Origin of the sequence: Nocardiopsis prasina DSM 43845, assembly GCF_000341265.1 — a bacterium.
Taxonomy (GTDB): Bacteria; Actinomycetota; Actinomycetes; order Streptosporangiales; family Streptosporangiaceae; genus Nocardiopsis; species Nocardiopsis prasina.
Window position 1 is genome coordinate 1 of the sequence record NZ_ANAE01000165.1, and the last position, 20,055, is coordinate 20,055.

At 70.2% G+C, this 20,055-nt stretch carries 13 protein-coding genes and 1 riboswitch; of the genes, 10 read left to right on the forward strand and 3 right to left on the reverse strand.

Annotated features, from left to right (window positions below; all coding sequences use genetic code 11):
- The 3 genes from D452_RS0120405 to D452_RS0120415 all read right to left on the reverse strand — a co-directional run.
- Positions 1–1,373 (reverse strand): maltokinase N-terminal cap-like domain-containing protein (locus tag D452_RS0120405; protein ID WP_017546000.1); only part of this gene is annotated, 1,373 nt, incomplete at its 3' end.
- A gap of 1 nt (position 1,374) precedes the next feature.
- Positions 1,375–3,288: a maltose alpha-D-glucosyltransferase gene (gene treS, locus D452_RS0120410; RefSeq protein WP_017546001.1), complete on the reverse strand. Its 1,914-nt coding sequence runs from the start codon at positions 3,286–3,288 to the stop codon at positions 1,375–1,377.
- Between the two features lie 104 nt (positions 3,289–3,392).
- Entirely contained in the window at positions 3,393–5,360 is a 1,968-nt protein-coding gene (locus D452_RS0120415; protein WP_017546002.1) for an alpha-1,4-glucan--maltose-1-phosphate maltosyltransferase, read from the reverse strand.
- Positions 5,361–6,103: 743 nt separating this feature from the next.
- Here D452_RS0120415 and D452_RS0120420 point away from each other — a divergent pair.
- The 10 genes from D452_RS0120420 (at position 6,104) to ligD (ending at position 19,913) form a co-directional block, all read left to right on the forward strand.
- Complete coding sequence (locus tag D452_RS0120420) at positions 6,104–8,284, forward strand: transglycosylase domain-containing protein (RefSeq protein WP_017546003.1); 2,181 nt, start codon at positions 6,104–6,106, stop codon at positions 8,282–8,284.
- Between the two features lie 214 nt (positions 8,285–8,498).
- Positions 8,499–9,386, forward strand: coding sequence for a glycoside hydrolase family 19 protein (locus tag D452_RS0120425; RefSeq protein WP_017546004.1), 888 nt, complete (start codon positions 8,499–8,501; stop codon positions 9,384–9,386).
- Between the two features lie 182 nt (positions 9,387–9,568).
- A riboswitch (TPP riboswitch) is annotated at positions 9,569–9,676 on the forward strand.
- A gap of 83 nt (positions 9,677–9,759) precedes the next feature.
- Positions 9,760–10,401: an ECF transporter S component gene (locus D452_RS0120430; RefSeq protein ID WP_017546005.1), complete on the forward strand. Its 642-nt coding sequence runs from the start codon at positions 9,760–9,762 to the stop codon at positions 10,399–10,401.
- Between the two features lie 3 nt (positions 10,402–10,404).
- Complete coding sequence (locus D452_RS0120435; protein WP_017546006.1) at positions 10,405–11,949, forward strand: ABC transporter ATP-binding protein; 1,545 nt, start codon at positions 10,405–10,407, stop codon at positions 11,947–11,949.
- Positions 11,950–11,972: 23 nt separating this feature from the next.
- Positions 11,973–12,737, forward strand: coding sequence for an energy-coupling factor transporter transmembrane component T family protein (locus D452_RS0120440; RefSeq protein ID WP_051061335.1), 765 nt, complete (start codon positions 11,973–11,975; stop codon positions 12,735–12,737).
- 47 nt (positions 12,738–12,784) lie between these two features.
- Positions 12,785–13,585, forward strand: a complete 801-nt coding sequence (locus D452_RS0120445) for an enoyl-CoA hydratase/isomerase family protein (protein WP_017546008.1) — start codon at positions 12,785–12,787, stop codon at positions 13,583–13,585.
- Between the two features lie 441 nt (positions 13,586–14,026).
- Positions 14,027–16,444, forward strand: coding sequence for a protein kinase domain-containing protein (locus tag D452_RS28695; protein ID WP_239646427.1), 2,418 nt, complete (start codon positions 14,027–14,029; stop codon positions 16,442–16,444).
- A gap of 407 nt (positions 16,445–16,851) precedes the next feature.
- The gene (locus D452_RS0120455; RefSeq protein WP_193374258.1) at positions 16,852–17,631 is read left to right on the forward strand and encodes an electron transfer flavoprotein subunit beta/FixA family protein; all 780 of its coding nucleotides are present in this window, start codon (positions 16,852–16,854) and stop codon (positions 17,629–17,631) included.
- 33 nt (positions 17,632–17,664) lie between these two features.
- The gene (locus D452_RS0120460) at positions 17,665–18,609 is read left to right on the forward strand and encodes an electron transfer flavoprotein subunit alpha/FixB family protein (protein ID WP_017546010.1); all 945 of its coding nucleotides are present in this window, start codon (positions 17,665–17,667) and stop codon (positions 18,607–18,609) included.
- A 383-nt stretch (positions 18,610–18,992) separates the two neighbouring features.
- Entirely contained in the window at positions 18,993–19,913 is a 921-nt protein-coding gene (gene ligD / locus D452_RS0120465) for a non-homologous end-joining DNA ligase (protein WP_017546011.1), read from the forward strand.
- The last annotated feature ends 142 nt before the right edge of the window (positions 19,914–20,055 follow it).

Consider the following 20,055-nt stretch of genomic DNA (forward strand, 5'->3'; position numbering starts at 1 on the left):
GGTACGCGTGGCGCCCCGGCGGCGGTGGCGATGGACTCCAGTGGGACCCGGAGCCAGTTGGGCCGGTTGCGGGCCTCGTACAACACCTCGTAGACGGCCTTGTCGAACTCGAAGGCCCGCAGCACGGTGAGGTGCTTGTCCGGATCGGCACCGCCCCCGTCGGCGTAGCCCCGGCAGAAGGCCTCCCGGTTGCGCCGAGCCCACTCACGCGCGGCCCACGCCAGATCGGGGTCGTCGTCCTGTTCGACCAGCAGGAACCCGGCCGCGTAGTCGAAGGAGCGCAGCATCCCGGCCACGTCCCGCAACGGACTGGACAACCGTTGGCGTTCGCGCACCGGCACGGTCGGCTCGCCCTCGAAGTCCAGCAGCACCCACCCGGACTCGGGTCGGATGACCTGCCCCAGGTGGTAGTCGCCGTGGACGCGCTGGATCGGCAGCGGCTGGTCCAACCGTGCGAGGTCGGCGTAGGCCTCCATCACCCGGGGCGCGTGCTCGGCCAGTTCGGGGACCTCCGCGCTGGCCATGGCCAGGCGTTCCACCATGGCGTCGGCGAGCTCGCTCGCCGCGCTCGGCGACAGCACGTCGGTGGGCAGCGCCGTGGCCAGGGAACTGTGCACCTCGGCGGTGGTGCGCCCCAGTCGTGCGGACTCCTCACTGAAGTCGGCGTCCGCACCGTCGAGCAGCGTGCGGACGTTCGCCGTGGCCATCACCCATCCGTCCTGGGCGTCCGGGACGAAGGTCTGGAGCAGCGCGAGCGTGGTCGGTGACGAGTGGCCGGACAGGTCCGCCTCGATCCACCCGCACGGGCGCGCCACATACGGCGAGCCCGACAACGCCACGTTCAGCTCCAGATCCGGGTTACGTCCCGGCCAGAGTCTCCGGAAGGTCTTGAGGACGTAGTCCCGCCCGTACACCAGCGAGGTGTTGGACTGCTCGCCGGTGAGCAGACGCCCCGGACCGCGGGCCTCCACGGTGGTTCCAGGCAGGGTACGGAAGCGCACCCGGCCGCGCCGGTCCCTGTCGCCGCCGCCGGTGAACCGTTCCAGCAGCAGCGAGGTGAGCTGCGGGTCGTGCGCGGCGTCGTACACCACGCGGGGGCGGCTGCCCGAGACCTGGCACACGCCGATGGCCGCGCGGGCCAGGTCTGGAGGCAGGGACCGGGGCGGTCGGGAGCCGAGCAGCACCTGGTAGCGGGAGCTGAGGCCGCGCTGCCCCGCCTGCACGACGAGGACGTTCAGATCAGGTCCGCCGGGACCGGCCGAGACCAGGGTGTACCTGCTCTCGATCCGGACCCTCTGGATCGGTATCCCCTTGCCGGAGAACCATCGTTGCCGGGGAAGCCAGACCGCCAGGAGTTCTTCTAGCTGCGACATCTCAGTAAGGACCGTGTCCCTTCCCGCCACCGTCCCCGGGCCGGGAGCCGGACACTGTGGTGGACGTGCGGTGGCTGGTGTCGAAGGCGTCCCGGGCGCTGACCCCGGCCGAGGGCAGGCCGTAGGTGGCGGCGCCCTCGCGGGTCTCGGAACCCGGCTCGGCGGTGCGCTCGGCCGGGAGCTGGAACCAGTAGAAGCCGTGGCCGGGGAGGGTGAGCAGGTACGGAAGCTCACCGATCTCGGGGAAGCTCACCCCGCCCACGCACTCGACGGGCCGGACCCCCGCGTAGCGGGACAGGTCCAGCTCCACGGGCTGCGGGTGCCGGGACAGGTTGTTCACGCACAGCATGCGGTCGTCGCCGTGCTCCCGGATGAACGCCAGCACGCCGGGGTTGGTGGCGTTCAGCTCGGTGAACTCCCCGGTGCCGAACACGGGGTGGCGCTTGCGGATCTGGATCATCCGGCGCGTCCAGTTCAGCAGCGATCCCGGGTTCTCGCGCTGGGACTCCACGTTGATCGCCTGGTAGCCGTAGACCGGGTCCATGATCAGCGGGAGGTACAGGCGGGCGGGGTCGCCCCGGGAGAACCCGGCGTTGCGATCGGAGTTCCACTGCATGGGCGTGCGGACGGCGTCGCGGTCGCCCAACCAGATGTTGTCGCCCATGCCGATCTCGTCGCCGTAGTACAGGACCGGGGATCCGGGCAGGGACAGCAGCAGCGCGGTGAACAGCTCGATCTGGTTGCGGTCGTTGTCCAGGAGGGGCGCGAGCCGCCGACGGATCCCCACGTTCGCGCGCATGCGGGGTTCCTTGGCGTACTCGGAGTACATGTAGTCGCGCTCCTCGTCGGTGACCATCTCCAGGGTCAGCTCGTCGTGGTTGCGCAGGAAGATCGCCCACTGGCAGTTGCGGGGGATCTCGGGGGTCTGGGCGAGGATCTCCGAGATCGGGAACCGCTGCTCCTGCCGCACCGCCATGAACATGCGCGGCATCAGCGGGAAGTGGAAGTTCATGTGGCACTCGTCGCCGCCGGACTCGAAGTCACCGAAGTAGTCGACGACCTCCGACGGCCACTGGTTGGCCTCGCTCAGCAGCACCCGGTCCGGGTACAGGCGGTCCACCTCGGCGCGCACCCGCTTGAGGAACTCGTGGGTCTCCTTGAGGTTCTCGCAGTTGGTGCCCTCGCGCTCGTACAGGTACGGCACGGCGTCCAGGCGGAACCCGTCGATGCCCAGGTCCAGCCAGTAGCGCAGGACCTCCAGGATCGCCTCCTGCACCGCCGGGTTCTCGAAGTTGAGGTCCGGCTGGTGGGAGAAGAAGCGGTGCCAGTAGTACTGGCCGCGCACCTCGTCGTAGGTCCAGTTGGAGGTCTCGGTGTCGACGAAGATGATCCGCGCCTCGTCGTAGAGGTCGTCGGTGTCCGACCACACGTAGAAGTCGCCGTAGGGGCCGTCGGGGTCCTCCCGCGAGGCCCTGAACCACGGGTGCTGGTCGCTCGTGTGGTTCATGACCAGGTCGGTGATGACCCGGATGCCGCGGCGGTGCGCCTCGTCCAGGAGCTCCACGAAGTCGGCGGTGTTGCCGAACTCGGGGAGGATCTTGAAGTAGTCCGAGATGTCGTACCCGCCGTCACGCAGCGGAGACTCGTACATCGGCAGCAGCCAGACGCAGTCGATGCCCAGCCACTGGAGGTAGTCCAGCTTCCGCACGAGCCCGGTGAGGTCACCGGTGCCGTCGCCGTTGGAGTCGAAGAACCCGCGAGCGAGTACCTCGTAGAAGACGGCGTGCTTGAACCAGTGGGGATCACTGGTGCCGCCGGTGGACATGAGCGGGCCGGTGGCGGCCCCGGTGGCCGGGGCGAGCGGACCGTGTTCGGCGTGCTCGTGGGCGACGGGTCCGGGCTCGTCGTTGCTCATCTACTGCTCCCCACCAAGAATGTTCGACGTCGGATCAACAGGCTTTTCGCATGATGGAGGGGACGGCACCCGGTCCGGGTGGCCGCCCGCCTCGCCAGGGCCCGTCATCTGCCGTGGACGGTGAACACGTGCGCGGGTCCGGTCGCGGGGTCGAGGCGGACGTAGTTGTTCGCCCGCCAGGTGTAGGCGCGTCCGGTCAGCTCGTCGGTCACCCTGAGGTCCTCCTCCCACGTGCGGCCGATCGACGGCAGGTCCAGGTGCACCGTGGCCTCGCGGGCGTGGTGCGGGTCGAGGTTGACGACGGCGATCACGACGTCGTCGGGCTCACCGGGGGCGCCGGGGCGGTGCTTGGAGAAACACACCAGTTCGGGCCGGTCCACGTGGTGGAAGCGCAGGTTCCGCAGCTCGCGCAGGGCGGGGTGGGTCCGGCGCAGCACGTTCAGCCGGGTGATCAGCGGGGCGATGGTGTCCCCGGAGGCGTCGGCGGCGGCCCAGTCGCGGGGCCGGTACTGGAACTTCTCCGAGTCCAGGTACTCCTCGCTGCCCGGGGCGGCGGGGGTGTTCTCGCACAGCTCGAAGCCCGAGTAGACACCCCAGGTGGGGGAGAGCAGCGCGGCGAGGACCGCGCGGACCTCGAAGGCGGGGCGCCCGCCCTCCTGGAGGTAGGCGTTGAGGATGTCCGGGGTGTTGGTGAACAGGTTCGGGCGCAGGTAGTGCGCGGTCTCCCGGCTGAGCTCGGTGAGGTAGTCGGTGAGCTCGTCCTTGCCGTTGCGCCAGGTGAAGTAGGTGTACGACTGGTGGAAACCCACCTTGGCCAGGGTGCGCATCATGGCGGGGCGGGTGAAGGCCTCGGCGAGGAAGAGCACGTCCGGGTCGCGCCTGGCGACGTCGGCGAGCAGCCGCTCCCAGAAGGCGACGGGTTTGGTGTGCGGGTTGTCGACGCGGAAGATCCGCACGCCGTGGTCGATCCAGTGCCGGACCACGCGCAGGCACTCCTTGTAGAGGCCCTCGAAGTCGTGGTCGAAGCAGAGCGGATAGATGTCCTGGTACTTCTTCGGCGGGTTCTCGGCGTAGGCGATGGAACCGTCCGCGCGTGTGCTGAACCACTCGGGGTGCTCGGCCACCCAGGGGTGGTCGGGGGAGCACTGGAGGGCCAGGTCGAGGGCGATCTCCAGGTCGTGCTCGCGGGCCTCTGCCACGAAGGCGTCGAAGTCGGCGAGGGTGCCGAGGTCGGGGTGGACGGCGTCGTGGCCGCCGTCGGCGGAACCGATCGCCCACACCGATCCGGGGTCGCCCGGTCCGGGCCGGAGGGTGTTGTTGCGGCCCTTGCGGTGGGCCTCGCCGACGGGGTGGATCGGCGGCAGGTAGACGACGTCGAAGCCCATGTCGGCGATGGCGGGCAGGCGCTTGGCGGCGGTGGCGAAGGTGCCGGAGACCTCCCTGCCGGGCCCGGCGTCGACCTGCGCGCCCTCCGAACGGGGGAAGAACTCGTACCAGGAGCCGAAGAGGGCGCGTTCGCGGTGGACGGTCACCTTGGTGCGCTTGGAACGGCTGACGAGTTCGCGCAGGGGCGCGCGCTCCATCGTCGCGAGGACCTCGCCGGTGACGGCGGCCCCGAAGCGCTCCATGGGGGAGCGGGAGGTGTCGCGCAGTACTTTGGCGGCGGCGGTCAGGGCGGGTGTGCGGGGGGTGCGCCGGCCGGCGCGTGCCAGGAGGCGCGCGCCCTCCTCCAGGACCAGGTCGGTGTCGGTACCCAGGGGGAGCTTCACCCGCGCCACGTGGAGCCAGGTGGTGAACGGGTCGGTCCACGACTCGACCGAGAACGACCAGTTCCCCTCGCTGGGCAGGCTGATCTCGGCCTCGTACCGGTCCGTTCCGCGGTCCCGCTCGCGCATGGGGACCAGCGCCTCCCGGCGGCCCTTGGGGGAGTGGAGGACCACGCCCGCGGCGAGGGAGTCGTGGCCCTCACGGATGACGGTGGCGGACACGGTGAAACGCTCACCGGGAACGGCTTTCACGGGGCCGAGCTCGTTGTCTGGAGAGATGTCGAGGATGGGCAGTCGTCCGATCACTGGCTACACCGTAATTGTCGTGGTTCGGGCGTTATGGGATGGCACGGACAAGTGTCCGTGCGTAAATAACCGGGAGTTCATCCAGGGAAATACGGAGTTAACGAAAGCCCGGATCGGGAACTGTCCGGATTGCGGCTTCGGTGCCCTCCGCTGTCTATCGTCGGCCCTCTAGTGGGGTTTGGCAGAGTGGCGAGGCCGCAGAATTAATGTGATCCTCGTCACTCTAGGCGAGGGCGCCAAGGCCTGGTATTTGCCGCGTTTCACCTTGGCGAACCTCGCAATGCGGGCATAGGTCACCAAGCGATTCAGGCGTCTCTGTGGTTGTTTTCGTATTCCGCTTCATGAAAATTCGGAAAAATCAGGTCGCATGTTGGCGAAGAGGCTGGGATGGGTAGGGCTGTTCAAATACGCCGATGGGCGGGAGGGCTGGATTCCGGGCATCTTCGCGAGTCCGATCAGTCCCCCGGGAAACGTTCGCCCCATATTCGGGTGCCCTGTCACTCGCCGATCCTGTATCGGCAGTCGATCCGTCCTGGCGTCAGGGAAAGGTTCGATGGTTTACAGACGATCCATCCGGACTCGCGAAGCATGCACGATCTGCACGGCTTTGCCGTGGATTGAGGAAGGTTTTCGCTAACACGCCTGATTTGACGGACTTCCCTTTGCATGCCGGCTGCGAGTGTGGGCGTCGCAGTGTCCGTGTCGCGTGGCGCGCGGACAGCACACGGCCGTAGGGGGGCGACGTGACGGAGTCGAACCGGGGTGGTGCGTTCCTGGATCCGTTCCTGGAGGCGTTCCGGGGGTTCCTGAAGCACGACCAGCCGCAGGACCGGCGTGAGGCGCTGCTCAGGCTGTCCGGGCTCGGGGTCGTCGCCGGGCTGTTGTCCGCGGCCCTGGTCATGCCCTGGGTGGGCGGTGTCGGACTGGTCGCCCGTGACGCGGCGGCCGGGTTCATGTCCCTGCCCGCTGACCTGGACGTACCCAGCCTGTCCTCCCGCGTCCTGCTCACCGCCGACGACGGAACCCCCTTCGCCGAGGTCTCCGAACGCGAACGCCGCGTGGTGGGCCTCGACGACATCAGCCCGTGGGTGGGCACGGCCCTCATGGCCATCGAGGACGACCGTTTCTACGAACACAAGGGCCTGGACCTGCGCGGCGTGATCCGCGCCGCCGCGCGCACCGCCCAGGGCGACACGCAGGGCGGTTCGACCATCACCCAGCAGTACGTGAAGAACCTCCTCATCGAGACCGCGGACACGGAGGAGGACGTCGAGGGCGCCAGCGCGCAGAACCTGGGCCGCAAGCTCACCGAACTGCGCTACGCGATCGACGTCGAGGAACGCCTCACCAAGGACGAGATCCTGGAGGGGTACCTGAACCTGTCCTACTTCGGTGGAGGCGCGCACGGAGTCGAGATCGCCGCGCAGCGCTACTTCTCGATCCCCGCCGCGGACCTCGACCCCGGGCAGGCGGCCATGCTGGCCGGTCTGGTGCGCGCTCCCTCGTTCTACGACCCGCTGAACAACCCCGAGGGCGCGCTCGAACGCCGCAACGTCGTGCTGGACCGCATGGTGGCCACCGACGTGCTCGACGCCAAGGAGGCCGAGGCCCACAAGGAGCGGGGGCTGGGCATCGACTCCACGCCGCGCGGAGGCAGTTGCGCGGAGAGCGACTACCCGTTCTTCTGCGACTACACCATGCGCTGGCTGCGGAACTCGGACCTGATCGGCGGCACCGCCGAGGAGCGCGAACAGCGCATCGTCCAGGGCGGGCTGACCGTGCGGACGACACTCGACGCGGCCGCGCAGGACGCCGCGGAGAAGGCCATCGAAAAGCGCGTCCCGCACAAGGACTCCACCAAGTTCGCGGCACAGGCGATGATCGAACCCGGCTCCGGCCGGGTGCGCGCCCTGGCCCAGAACCTGAAGTACGGGTTCGACGACGAGGCGGTGGGCACGACCTCCCTCAACCTCGCCGTGGACCAGGCCGACGGCGGCTCCTCCGGTTACCAGGCCGGGTCCACCTTCAAGACGTACACGCTGGCTGCGGCGCTGGAGAAGGGCCTGGGCTACGGGACCAGCTTCTCCTCGCCCAAGAGCATGTCCGTCAGCGGGATGTCCGGCTGTGACGGCACCAGGATGTCCGCGTGGAACGTGCGCAACGCCGGTGAGAGCGACGACGGCAGCCACAACATGATCAGCGCGACCAAGGGGTCGGTGAACACCTACTTCGCCCAGCTCCAGAAGCGCGTGGGCCTGTGCGAGACCTCGGAGATGGCGGAGAAGGCCGGAGTGCACCGCGCGGACGGCGGAGACCTCGGGGTGTGGAGCTCGTTCACCCTGGGCGACCAGGAGGTGTCCCCGCTGAATGTGGCCGCCTCCTACGCGACCTTCGCCGCACGCGGTGAGTACTGCGAGCCCCGCCCGGTGCGCTCGGTGACCGAGGAGGGCACCGGCGAGCAGCTCAAGACCACCTCCGAGTGCGAGCGGACGGTCAAGCAGGACGCCGCCGACGGAGTGAACCACCTGCTCCAGCAGACCTTCGACGGGGGCACCGCCAAGGGACTGGACATCGGCCGGCCGGCCGCGGGCAAGACCGGCACCACGGACGGGGCCGCCTACGCCTGGTTCGCCGGGTACACCCCGAACCTCGCCTCCGCCGTGGTTGTGGGCGACGTGCGCGGCGGCGAGCAGAACCCGCTCCAGAGCGTGACGATCGGCGGCCGCTACTACGGGATCGTCTACGGCGGTACCCTGCCCGGTCCGATCTGGCAGGAGAGCATGCGCGGCGCCACCGATCACCTGCCCTCCGACAGTTTCGCGGGCTCGCCCGGCAGCTTCGGGGACCCGAAGACGGAACCGGCGGAGCAGAGGGGCGACGACGGAGGCGACGACGACGGCGAAGACGGCGACGAGGAGGCCTGAGGGCGTCCGGGGGTCCGCGCCCCGGTCCGGTGGTCGTGCGGGAACGGCGATCACGCGACCGGGGCGCGGACCCGTGTGGCGGGCCCCGCCGTCATCGTGTTCTCACAATCCGTGGTTGGGGATCTTGACAGGTCTAGACCACCCTTGCTTAGGTGACGTCACCCCCCTGCGGCGCGCGGTCGGACGCAGCGCCGCACCCTAGGAGTGTGATCACGTGATCCGACGTCTCCTGAGTCAGCTCGCCGCGCTGGGCGCGATCGCGGCTGTGCTCGTTACCCTCCCCGCGACGGTCGCGCAGGCCGCCACCTGCGCGACCGCCTGGAGCTCCTCCGCCGTCTACACCGGCGGCGGCCAGGTCTCCTTCGAAGGCCGCAACTACACCGCCCAGTGGTGGACGCAGAACGAACGTCCCGGCGCCTCGGACGTCTGGTCCGACCAGGGTCCCTGCGGCACCGACGGAGGCGGGGAGCAGCCCGGCCCCAGTGACTTCGTGGTCAGCGAGGCCCAGTTCAACCAGATGTTCCCGAACCGGAACCCCTTCTACACCTACGCCGGCCTCACCGCCGCCCTGAGCTCGTACCCGGGCTTCACCAACACGGGAAGCGTCGAGGTGCAGCGGCGGGAGGCGGCCGCGTTCCTCGCCAACGTCAGCCACGAGACCGGTGGACTGGTGTACATCAAGGAGACCAACGAGGCCAACTACCCGCACTACTGCGACTGGAGCCAGCCCTTCGGCTGCCCGGCCGGACAGTCCGCCTACTACGGCAAGGGCCCGATCCAGCTGAGCTGGAACTACAACTACAAGGCCGCCGGTGACGCCCTCGGCATCGACCTGCTGAACAACCCCTACCTGGTCGAGCAGGACGCCGCGATCGCCTGGCGGACCGGCCTCTGGTTCTGGAACACCCAGCCCGGCGCCGGAACGATGTCGGGGCACACCGCCATCGTCGACGGTCACGGCTTCGGCGAGTCGATCCGCTCCATCAACGGCTCGATCGAGTGCAACGGCGGCAACCCGGGACAGGTGCAGAGCCGTATCAACACGTTCACGCACTTCACCCAGATCCTCGGCACCACCACGGGGTCGAACCTGAGCTGCTGATTCCCGGGTGCGTCCAGGCACCCGTGACGGCATCCCGAGCGGGGGTGCGACCGGCGACCACCGTCGGGCGCGCCCCCGCTCCGGCGTTCCCGGGACCCTCCGCGGCCCGTCCGGCGCCGGTGCGTTCGCGTCCCACAGGAGGGAAGGTCTTCACCACTCGTCACGTTTGCCCCATAATGGAGGCAATCCGACAGGGGAGCGCGTGAGCGCTGAGAGTGCGGCACCCGGCCGCAGACCCTTACACACCTGATCTGGGTCATGCCAGCGAAGGAAGTCATAGGAAACCGCCACCGAGGCGTGCGCGTGCGCGCGCCCGGCTGGCGCTCTTGGCCACATGGGCCCTCGTCACCCCGACGAAGGGACATCAACCACCATGAGTACCGAAAGCGGCCGTGAGACCGGCCCCGGAACCGCCGCCCGGCCCACGGGCACCGTCCAGGAGGTCCTGGCGAAGTTCCGGAGCTGGCGCACCGTCGACATCGTCGTGGCCGCAGTGATCGGCGTCGCGGTCGGCGTCGTCTTCTGGCTGTGGAACATCGTCTGGTCGGTCACCACACCGCTGTTCGTCGCCTTCCCGCCCGGGCAGGCCGTCGTCTACGGCATGTGGCTGATCTCCGGCGTGCTCGGCGGCCTCATCATCCGCAAGCCCGGCGCGGCCCTGCTCACCTCGATCGCGGCCGCCTCCGTCTCGGCCGTGCTGGGCACCCAGTGGGGGATCATGGTCGTCCTCGACGGCGCCCTCCAGGGGCTGCTGCCCGAGCTGGTCTTCCTCGCCTTCGCCTACCGGCGCTGGAACATGGGCGTGGCCGTGCTCGCCGCCGCCGTCGCCGGGCTCTCCCCGGCCATCCGGGACAACATCGCCTACAACGTCACCTGGCCGATCGAGTACCAGCTCACCTACGGGGTGATCGTGGTCCTCAGTGCGGCTGCCATCGCGGGCGTGGGCGCCCGGCTGCTCACCACCGCGCTGGCCCGGGCCGGTGCGCTGGCCCCCTTCCCCTCGGCCAGGGGCTGACCCGTGACCCGACCCGACACAGGCGGTGCTCGCGTCGAACTCTCCGGCTGGGGATGGCGGCACTCGGGCCGCGACGACCACGCCCTGCGCGGGGTGGACCTGACCGTCGAACCGGGGGAGAGGGTCCTGCTGCTCGGCGCCTCGGGTGCGGGCAAGTCGACCCTGCTGCACTCCCTGGCCGGGCTCACCGGTGAGGACGGCGCCATCAGCGGTGAGCAGGAGGGATCGCTGCTCGTGGACGGCGCGCCCGCCGACCGCGGCCGGGGCGGCGTCGGGCTGGTGAGCCAGGACCCCGAGACTCAGCTCGTGATGGCCCGCGCCGGGGACGACGTCGCGTTCGGACTGGAGAACCTGGGGGTGGACCCCGGACTCATCTGGCCGCGGGTCGAGCGCTCCCTGGCGGAGGTCGGCTTCCCCTACGGACTCCGGCACTCCACGGGCGCGCTCTCCGGCGGCGAGAAGCAGCGCCTGGTGATCGCCGGTGCGCTGGCCATGCGGCCGCGCCTGCTGCTCCTGGACGAACCCACAGCCAACCTCGACCCGGCCGGTGCCGTGCTCGTGCGCGACCTGCTCTCCCGCCTGCTCGGCGAGACCCGGGCCACCCTCGTGCTGGTCGAACACCGGGTGGCGGACGTCGTGGACCTGGTGGACCGGGTGATGGTGGTCGAACCCGGCGGGGGAGTGATCGCGGACGGAACCCCGGCACGGGTGTTCGCCGAACACGGTCGCTCCCTGGCCGAACAGGGCGTGTGGATCCCCGGCAACGAGCCCGCCCCCGGACTCGCGCCCGGCCCCGGCGGCGGACCGCTGGTGGAGACCGTGGACGTCACCGCACGCACCCCCTTCCAGGTGGGTGTGCGCGCCGCGCCCCGGCGCGCGGTGCTCGACGACGTGAACCTCACCCTGCGCGCGGGGACCGCGACCGCTCTGACCGGACCCAACGGGGCTGGCAAGTCCACACTCCTGACCATGCTGGCCGGGCTGTCCCGCCCGCACCGGGGGCAGGTGCTGCCGCGCGGTCCGCTGGCCGAGACGGACCGGCGTCCTCTGGTGCGCTGGCCGGCACGCCGTCTGGCCCGCCACGTGGGCACGGTGTTCCAGCACGCCGAGGACCAGTTCGTCACCGCCACGGTCCGCGACGAGCTCCGATTCGCGCCGCTGCGGTCCGGGATGGGCGAGGCCGAGACCGACGCCTGGGTGGGCGAGCTGATGGAACGGCTGCGGCTGACCCGGTTGGCTGAGGTGCACCCCTACACGCTCTCCGGAGGCGAGAAGCGGCGCCTCTCGGTGGCGACCGCGCTCAGCTCCGGCCCCTCACACGCCCCGGACCTGCTGGTGCTGGACGAACCCACCTTCGGCCAGGACACCCGCACCTGGACGGAGCTGGTGGAGCTGCTCGGCGTCCTGCGCGCCGAGGGGCGGGCCGTGGTCATGGCCACCCACGACGAACTCCTCCTGCGCCGTCTGACGGACGTGGAGGTGCGGGTGGCCGACGGGCGCGCGGCACCCCTGGAGACGGCCGCCGCGGCGGGAGAGGGGGACGTGTGAGTTCCCAGCACACGCACCGGTCCATGGGAGGGGACACCCTCACCCTGGACGTGCCCGAGGGCGGCGGGGCCCGCTACTGGCTCACCGGCCTGAACCCGGCCGCCAAGCTCCTGGCGGCGCTGGCGATCGGGATCGGACTGATCCCGGCGGTGGACGCCGTCACCGGAGGAGTCGTGCTGCTCGCGGTGCTGCTCACGGTGCCGTTCAGCGGGGTGGACCGGCGCACACTGCTGATCCTGGGCGGACCGTTCCTGCTCATGGGTCTCAGCAGCGGTGCGGTCAACTACCTGTACGGCGAGCACGGCTTGGAGGGCGCCGTGGGCGCTGCGGTGCGCCTGCTGGCCATCGCCCTGCCCGGGCTGCTCGCCGCGATCAGCAGCGATCCCACGGAGATGTCCGACGGCCTCGTGCAGCGCCTGCGGGTGCCCGAACGGCCCGCGATGGGCGTGCTCGCCGCGCTGCGGCTCATTCCCCTGCTCGCCGACCAGTGGCGGACCATCACCCTGGCCCGTCGGGCACGGGGTCTGGAGGCCGGGCGCAACCCGCTGCGGATCGTCTCGCTGTTCTTCGGGCGGCTCTTCGCGCTGCTCGTGCGCTCCATCCGGACCGGGACGCTGCTGGCCACCGCGATGGACGCGCGGGCCTTCGGCACCGGAACGCGCACGCACGCGCGGTACAGCCACTGGCGGGGGGGCGGGCNCCTCCTCCTGGTGGGCACCGCCGTGCTGCTGGTCGCCGCCTACACCCTGTCGGCCCGCCTGGGGACCCTGGTGCTGCTCTTCCGCTGACACGGGTGGTTAGGTAAGCAGCGGACACTGACGTCGAAGCGAAGCAGGTGGAGAACGTGAGCGAGTTCGTGCGCGTCGAGGCCGACCCGGAGAACCCCGGTGTGGCCGTCATCCGGATCGATCGTCCCAAGGCGCTGAACGCGCTGAACGGCACGGTCACCCGGGAGATCGCGGAGGCGGCCGCCGCCGTGTCCGCGGACCCCTCCGTGCGCGCGGTGGTGCTCTACGGCGGTGAGCGGGCGTTCGTGGCCGGGGCCGACATCAAGGAGATGGCCGACCTCACCCACGCCCGCATGTTGGAGTACTCGCGGTCACTCCAGAACGCCCTGACCGCGGTGGCCCGCATCCCCAAGCCCGTGGTCGCGGCGATCAGCGGCTACGCGCTGGGCGGCGGCTGCGAGCTGGCGCTGTGCGCCGACTTCCGGGTGGCGGGAACCAAGGCCAGGCTCGGCCAGCCCGAGATCCAGCTGGGCGTCATCCCGGGCGCGGGCGGGACCCAGCGGCTGCCGCGCCTGATCGGCCCGTCCCGGGCGAAGGACCTGGTGTTCAGCGGCCGCCACGTGCGGGCCGAGGAGGCCGGGGAGATCGGTCTCGTGGACGCGGTCGTCCCCGACGAGGAGGTCTACTCGGCCGCCGTGGCCCTGGTCGCCAAGTACGTGGACGGTCCCGCCGTGGCTCTGGCCGCCGCGAAGGAGTCGATCGACCGGGGGCTGGAGACCGATCTGGACACCGGTCTGGAGATCGAGCGCCTGCACTTCTCCGGCCTGTTCTCCACGGAGGACCAGAAAGCCGGGATGAAGAGCTTCGTCGAGCAGGGGCCGGGCAAGGCCACCTTCGTCGGCCGCTGAATCCCCCGGTCGTGACCGGGCCCCGGGCCCCCGTGACGGCCGATGGGGCGTTCGCGCAGTTCGGGGCGGGTAGTGTCGGGGCGTCCACCTCGGTGTCCCGCCTCGGACCTGTGCGAGGTCCGGTGGAACTCCGCCGCCGCTCCGATTCATTGTCGTGTCGCCTGGCGACACGGGACCCAGGGAAGACGTCCGGAACCGGCCAGCCGGGACGGGGGACGGGGAACCGCCCGCGTGGTTTTTCCGTCATACTCGTCAATGGTCGTCCGAGAACGGACGGTTCGCTCGGAGTCCCCGGTGGCGCGTGTGGCGCCCACACCCTCCGGCGGAACCGAACAGACCGCAGGGCCCCTCGGAGGGGCCACACAAGCCAATGTTGACCCATCCCCCCGGCCGATAAGCTGGACGTGGTGGTATGTGGTCTTTTGAGGGGATGAGTTCTCGATGGCAATGTCGGCAGGTTTCCCCACGGGTGAAGAGCTGCCGGAGCGCATCGGCCACTACGTCATCCGCCGCCGCATCGGCGCCGGCGGGATGGGTGTGGTGTACCAGGCCGAGGATCCCCGGACCGACCAGTTCGTCGCGGTGAAGGTCCTCAAGCCCGAGGTCGCCGGTGACCACATCGCACGCGCCCGGCTCGCCCGCGAGGTCGAGACGATGCGCCGCGTGCAGAGCCCCAACGTGGCCGAGGTCATCGACGCGGACACTCAGGCCGAGCTGCCCTGGGTGGTCACCGAGTACATCCCCGGGCCCACCCTGGACGCCACCGTCACCGACCACGGCCCCCTGCGCGGCCGCGCTCTGACCCGATTCGTCACCGGCATGGCCCGGGCGATCAAGGACATCCACGCGGTGGACGTGATCCACCGCGACCTCAAGCCCGGCAACGTGATCATCTCCAACGGCGAGCCGATCGTCATCGACTTCGGCATCGCGCACGCCGTGGACGGCGCCAAACTGACCCAGACCGGCACGTTCGTCGGTACGCCCAGCTACCTGTCACCCGAGGTCATCGAGGGTACGGACCTGGGGCCCGCCACCGACGTGCACGCCTGGGGCGGCACCGTCGCCTTCGCCTCGACCGGCCGCCCGCCCTACGGAGCCGGTTCGTTCGAGGTCATCTTCTTCCGCATCCTCAACGGCGAGATCGACATGGACGGGATGCACGAGGCGCTGCGCCCGCTCGTCAACCGCGCGGTCTCACGCGACATGTCGGCCCGACCCACCGCCGCCGAGCTGATGGTCGAGACGGGCCGCCTCAACCTCGACCTGCCCTGGACCGAACCGGCTGGCGGCATGCCTCCCACCGGGCAGACCGGCAGCCACACCATGCACGCCCCCACCCCGACGCAGAACCCGGCCGCCTCGGGCGGCCACGGAGGCGGTTCGGGCTTCGGCGGAGCGGCCGCGGCCGGTGCCGCGGGGGCGGCGCTCGGCGGTGCCGCCGGATACCTCGCGGGCCGGGCCACCGACGGCTGGGGCCCCGCGCACACCCGGGGCGGCAACCCCACCAACACCGCGAGCGCGTGGGCCAGCCCCTCCGCACCGCAGACCAGCCACGCGCGGTCCGGCGGCTGGAACGACGACGCCACGGACGACCTCAGCGGTGGACGGCCCGCCAACACGGCTTCGGGCTGGAACTCCGACGACGAGGCCACCAACGACCTCAACGCGGCGCGTTCCACGGGCTGGGGCACGGACGCGGAGGCCACGGACGACCTCGGCGGCGGGCGCGCGGCCGCCACGGGGTGGGGTGAGCCGGACGAGGCCACCGACGACCTGTCCCACCTGCCCGGCACCGAGCGGATCACCCCGTGGTCGTCCCACGACCTCGACGATCCGCAGGGCACCGAGCGCATCCAGCCCGGTCAGGGCGACGCGCACGGCACCCAGCGCTTCGAGCCGGGTGAGCTGGCGCGCAGGGACGACGCGCACGGCACCCAGCGCTTCGAGCCGGGAGAGGTGGCGCGCAGGGACGACCCCGCCGGGACCATGATGATGGGCCAGGCGGAGATCGCCCGTCAGCAGGCTCAGCCGGACGCGGCTCCCCAGACCCAGTTCTTCAACTCCCCGCTGGACCCCAACGCCTTCCAGGACATCCTGACGCCGGTCGGCCAGCAGGGCCGGGCCAACAGCACGCAGGAGTTCGGCGAGGAGGAGTTCGAGGAGCGCGGCGGCCTGCTCGGACGGTTCCGGCGCGGGCGCGGTGACAAGTTCGGCGACTACTTCCGGGGCGACGGCCACGGGGACGAGTACGACGAGCACGAGGACGACGAGTACTACGACGAGTACTGGCGGATGCACCCGCTGGTGCTCGTCCCGATCATGGTCTCGCTGGCGGGTGTGGCCCTGTGGTTCCCGTGGATCGGCATCATCCTGGGCATCGTGGTGATCGCCGGTCTGGGCGCGCTGGACGTGGTCAAGTCCGAGCACGCGCGGCGGCTCCAGACGCGCGGGCCGCGCAACTCCGACAGCATGGTCGTGGCGCTCAGCTTCCCGTGGGCGTTCGGCCGCATGGCGCTGCGCACGGTCGGGTTCGGCCTGATCTACCTGCTGGGCGGCATCCTGGTCGGGATGGTCTACGCGAGGATCATGGACGCACCGGGGGAGGGCGCCAACTACACCGGGGCCTTCGCGGTGTTCGTGATGATCCTGCTGAGCTACCTCATGCCCAGTGGGCGTGAGGCTCGTCACCAGGCGGTCTGGCTGGTGGAGCGGGCGAGGTTCAGCAACCTCTACGTGTACGTGGGAGTGGTGGTCGCCATCCTGCTGTTCACCATGCTGATCCTCTCCATCGGGCTGACCTCGGCGCCGATCTGGACCACGGGCCCGCTCAGCGGCCCCTCCGACTGGTTCGGCTAGACGAAGAGCCACCGAGGACGCTCCTTCTCCCGCCGGGAGGGGGAGCGTCCGTCGTTCGGCGGCGGTGTGCCCGCCAACGGCGTGGAACCGGTCACTAAGGTGGGTGTGGGGACTCCGCGTCCCGACCGGCCGGCACTGGTGAACGCCGTCCAGTGGGCCCGGCGACGGTTGCCGGACGGGTTCTGGTTAGGGTTTCCTAAGTCGAACGTGGGGCGCGGGTTGGCCTTCAAGCTACTAGCGAGTAACATCACTGGTATGAGCACACGGGCGGGTCGGATGTAGACGTGTACACCGGACCCGCCGTCGGATGACCGAACGGCATTCGGCATTGTTGGCAGTAACGGGGCGCGCCAGCGCCCACCCGCCTGACGGCGGATATGGGAGTGCAGGGAGGTCGGCCACCGGCCATGAATATTGTCGTTTTGGTCAAGCAGGTCCCGGACACGGCGACCGAACGGAAGCTCAACGCCGATGACAGGACGCTGGACCGCGCAGCGTCCGACGGTGTCATCAACGAGCTCGACGAGTACGCCATCGAAGAGGCGCTCCTCCTCAAGGAGAAGCACGGTGGCGAGGTCACCATCCTGACGATGGGTCCAGACCAGGCCACGGACTCGATCCGCAAGGCCCTGTCCATGGGCGCCGACAAGGCCGTCTTCGTCAACGACGAGGCGCTGCACGGCTCCGACTCGATCCAGACCGCCTACGCGCTCGCGCAGGCCCTGGGCACCCTTGAGTTCGACCTGGTCGTCCTCGGCTCGGAGTCCACCGACGCCCGCACCGGTGTCGTCGGTGCCGCGCTCGCCGAGTACCTCGGCCTGCCCCAGCTCACGCTGGCCGGCAAGGTCGACGTCGACGGCGGCGCCATCAAGATCCAGCGTCAGACCGACTACGGCTACGACGTCGTCGAGGCTCAGCTCCCGGCGGTCGTCTCCGTCGTGGAGAAGATCAACGAGCCGCGCTACCCGTCCTTCAAGCTGATCATGCAGGCGAAGAAGAAGCCGGTCGACAAGAAGTCCGCGGCCGACGCGGGCATCGACACCGGCAAGGTCGGTCTGGCCAACGCCACCACCGAGACCGTCGACTTCGCCGCCGCGCCGCCGCGCGCCGCGGGCACGATCGTCAAGGACGAGGGCGACGGCGGCACCAAGGCCGCCGACTTCCTCGCCGAGAAGAAGTTCGTGTAGGTCAGGCGAGAGACTCAGGAAGGTTCAAGGATTATGGCTGAGGTCCTCGTCCTCGTCGACCACGTCGACGGACAGGTCAAGAAGGTCACCACCGAGCTGCTGACCGCTGCGCGCCGCATCGGCGAGCCCGCCGCGGTGTGGGTCGGCGAAGGTGCGGAGTCGGGCCGGGCCGCGCTGGCCGAGTTCGGCGCCGAGAAGGTCTACGTGGCTCCGGCCGAGGTGAACGACTACGTCGTCGCGCCCAAGGCCGAGCTGCTCGCCAAGCTCGCGCAGGAGAAGGGCGCCGCCGCCATCCTCGTCTCGGCCACCGCCGAGAACAAGGAGATCGCCGGTCGTACCGCCGTGAAGCTGGGCTCCGGTGTGCTCACCGACGTCGTCGACGTCACCGCCGAGGTCGTCACCGAGCACAGCGTCTTCGGTGGCGCCACCGTCACCCACGCCCGCGTCACCACCGGTGTCCCGGTCGTCGCGGTCCGCCCGAACTCCGTCGTGCCGGAGGCCGCCGCTGGCGCCGCCGCCGAGGAGGCCGTGACGGTCGAGATCTCCGACGCCGCGAAGACCGCCAAGGTCGTCGAGCGCGTCGTCCAGGAGAAGGGTGCGCGCCCCGAGCTCGCCGAGGCCGCCATCGTGGTCTCCGGTGGTCGCGGTGTGGGTTCGGACGACTTCAGCGTCGTCGAGAGCCTGGCCGACTCCCTCGGTGCCGCCGTCGGTGCCTCGCGCGCCGTCGTCGACTCCGGCTGGTACCCGAACCAGTTCCAGGTCGGCCAGACCGGTAAGACGGTCAGCCCGAACCTGTACGTCGCCCTGGGCATCTCCGGCGCGATCCAGCACCGGGCGGGTATGCAGACCTCGAAGAACATCGTCGCGGTCAACAAGGACCCCGAGGCGCCGATCTTCGAGCTCGCCGACTTCGGCGTCGTGGGTGACCTGCACAAGGTCGCCCCGCAGCTGACCGAGGAGATCAACAAGCGCAAGTAGAACGAGCGCTTCGCTGATTCGAGCCGACGCCCGGCCGGAGGAGACTCCGGCCGGGCGTCGGCTTTCGTTGTGTGAGTTCTTCGGCCTCGTCGCGGGTGATGCTCGTGCTGGGCGCGCAACCGGCGGCGATCACGGCCAGGGCGGCGGCGAGCGCCACCCGCCACGGTCCTTCGATGGATGTGCGCATGAGGGTCCCTGGTTCGTGCTCGGGAGAGGTGTCCCTGTAGATGCCGACGGGGGCGGGATCGTTCGCTGAGGGGTCGTGTGTCCGGCCCGGAATACGGGAACGCGCAGGTGGTTTGCGTTATATGAAAGGTTTGGTGTGGTTTTCGGAGGAAGTGTCCGGGTAGGTCCCGCGCACGACGACCTGAGGAGGCTCGCTCATGCGGACGACGGTGCGGGCGGGACGGCGCAAGGTGGAGGTCCGCCACTCCGACAAGTCGCTCTTCGGGCCCGACGGGGCGACCAAGGCCGACCTGGCCGACTACTACGCGCGGATCGCGCCGCTGATGCTGCCGCTCATCAAGGGGCGCCCCGTGGCGCTGGAGCGGTACGTCGACGGGATCGAGTCGCCGGGCTTCCTCGTGCAGCACCCGGCCCACCCCAAGTGGGTCCGCACGCTCTGGACCGCCACCGGGCGGATGATGGAGTGCCACGAGGCGGCCACCCTCGTCTGGTGCGCGGACCAGGACGCCATCACCCTCCACTCGTGGTCCTCACGCACGCCCCGGCTGGGGGTGCCCGACCGGATGGTGATCGACCTCGACCCCGTGGAGGACGGGGAGGAGGCCTTCGACTCCTGCCGTGACGCCGCGTGGAACGTACGCGAGGTGCTGTCCGAACTCGGCCTGGCCTCCTACGTGATGACCACCGGTTCCCGGGGGCTGCACGTCCACTCGCCGCTGCGGCCCGAGGTGGAGGACATGGAGGTGCGCAGACTCGCCAAGGCGGTCGCCGACCGGGTGGCGGCGCGGGCGCCCGACGAGTGGACCACCCGGGTGCGCAAGGCGGCCCGGCACGGCCGGATGTTCGTGGACTACCTGCGCAACGGGACCGGGCAGCTCGCGGTGGCGCCCTACTCGGTCCGCCCCCGCCCGGGAGCTCCGGTGGCCACCCCGGTGACCTGGGAGGAGCTGGACCAGCTCAGCACGTCGAGGGACTTCACGATCGAGATGGAACGCGAGGAGTGCCCGTTCTCCGGGATGCGCAGGCACGCGAGGTCTCCGCTCCGGGCGCTGGCCCAGCTGGACCGGGACGAGGGGCGCGCGGTGCCCAGCCCCCGCACCGGCCAGAGCGAGGGATAGGGCGGGTCCCGGCCGGGATCGGACCGTGAATCGTCACTCTCGGTGAAGGTCGTTGAGGGCTGGTTTCTGGTGGATTTATGGGGTCTGAACTGCGATAGGGCTTCTGTGGTGTGATGGGTTGAGCCGGTCAGGCATTCAGGAC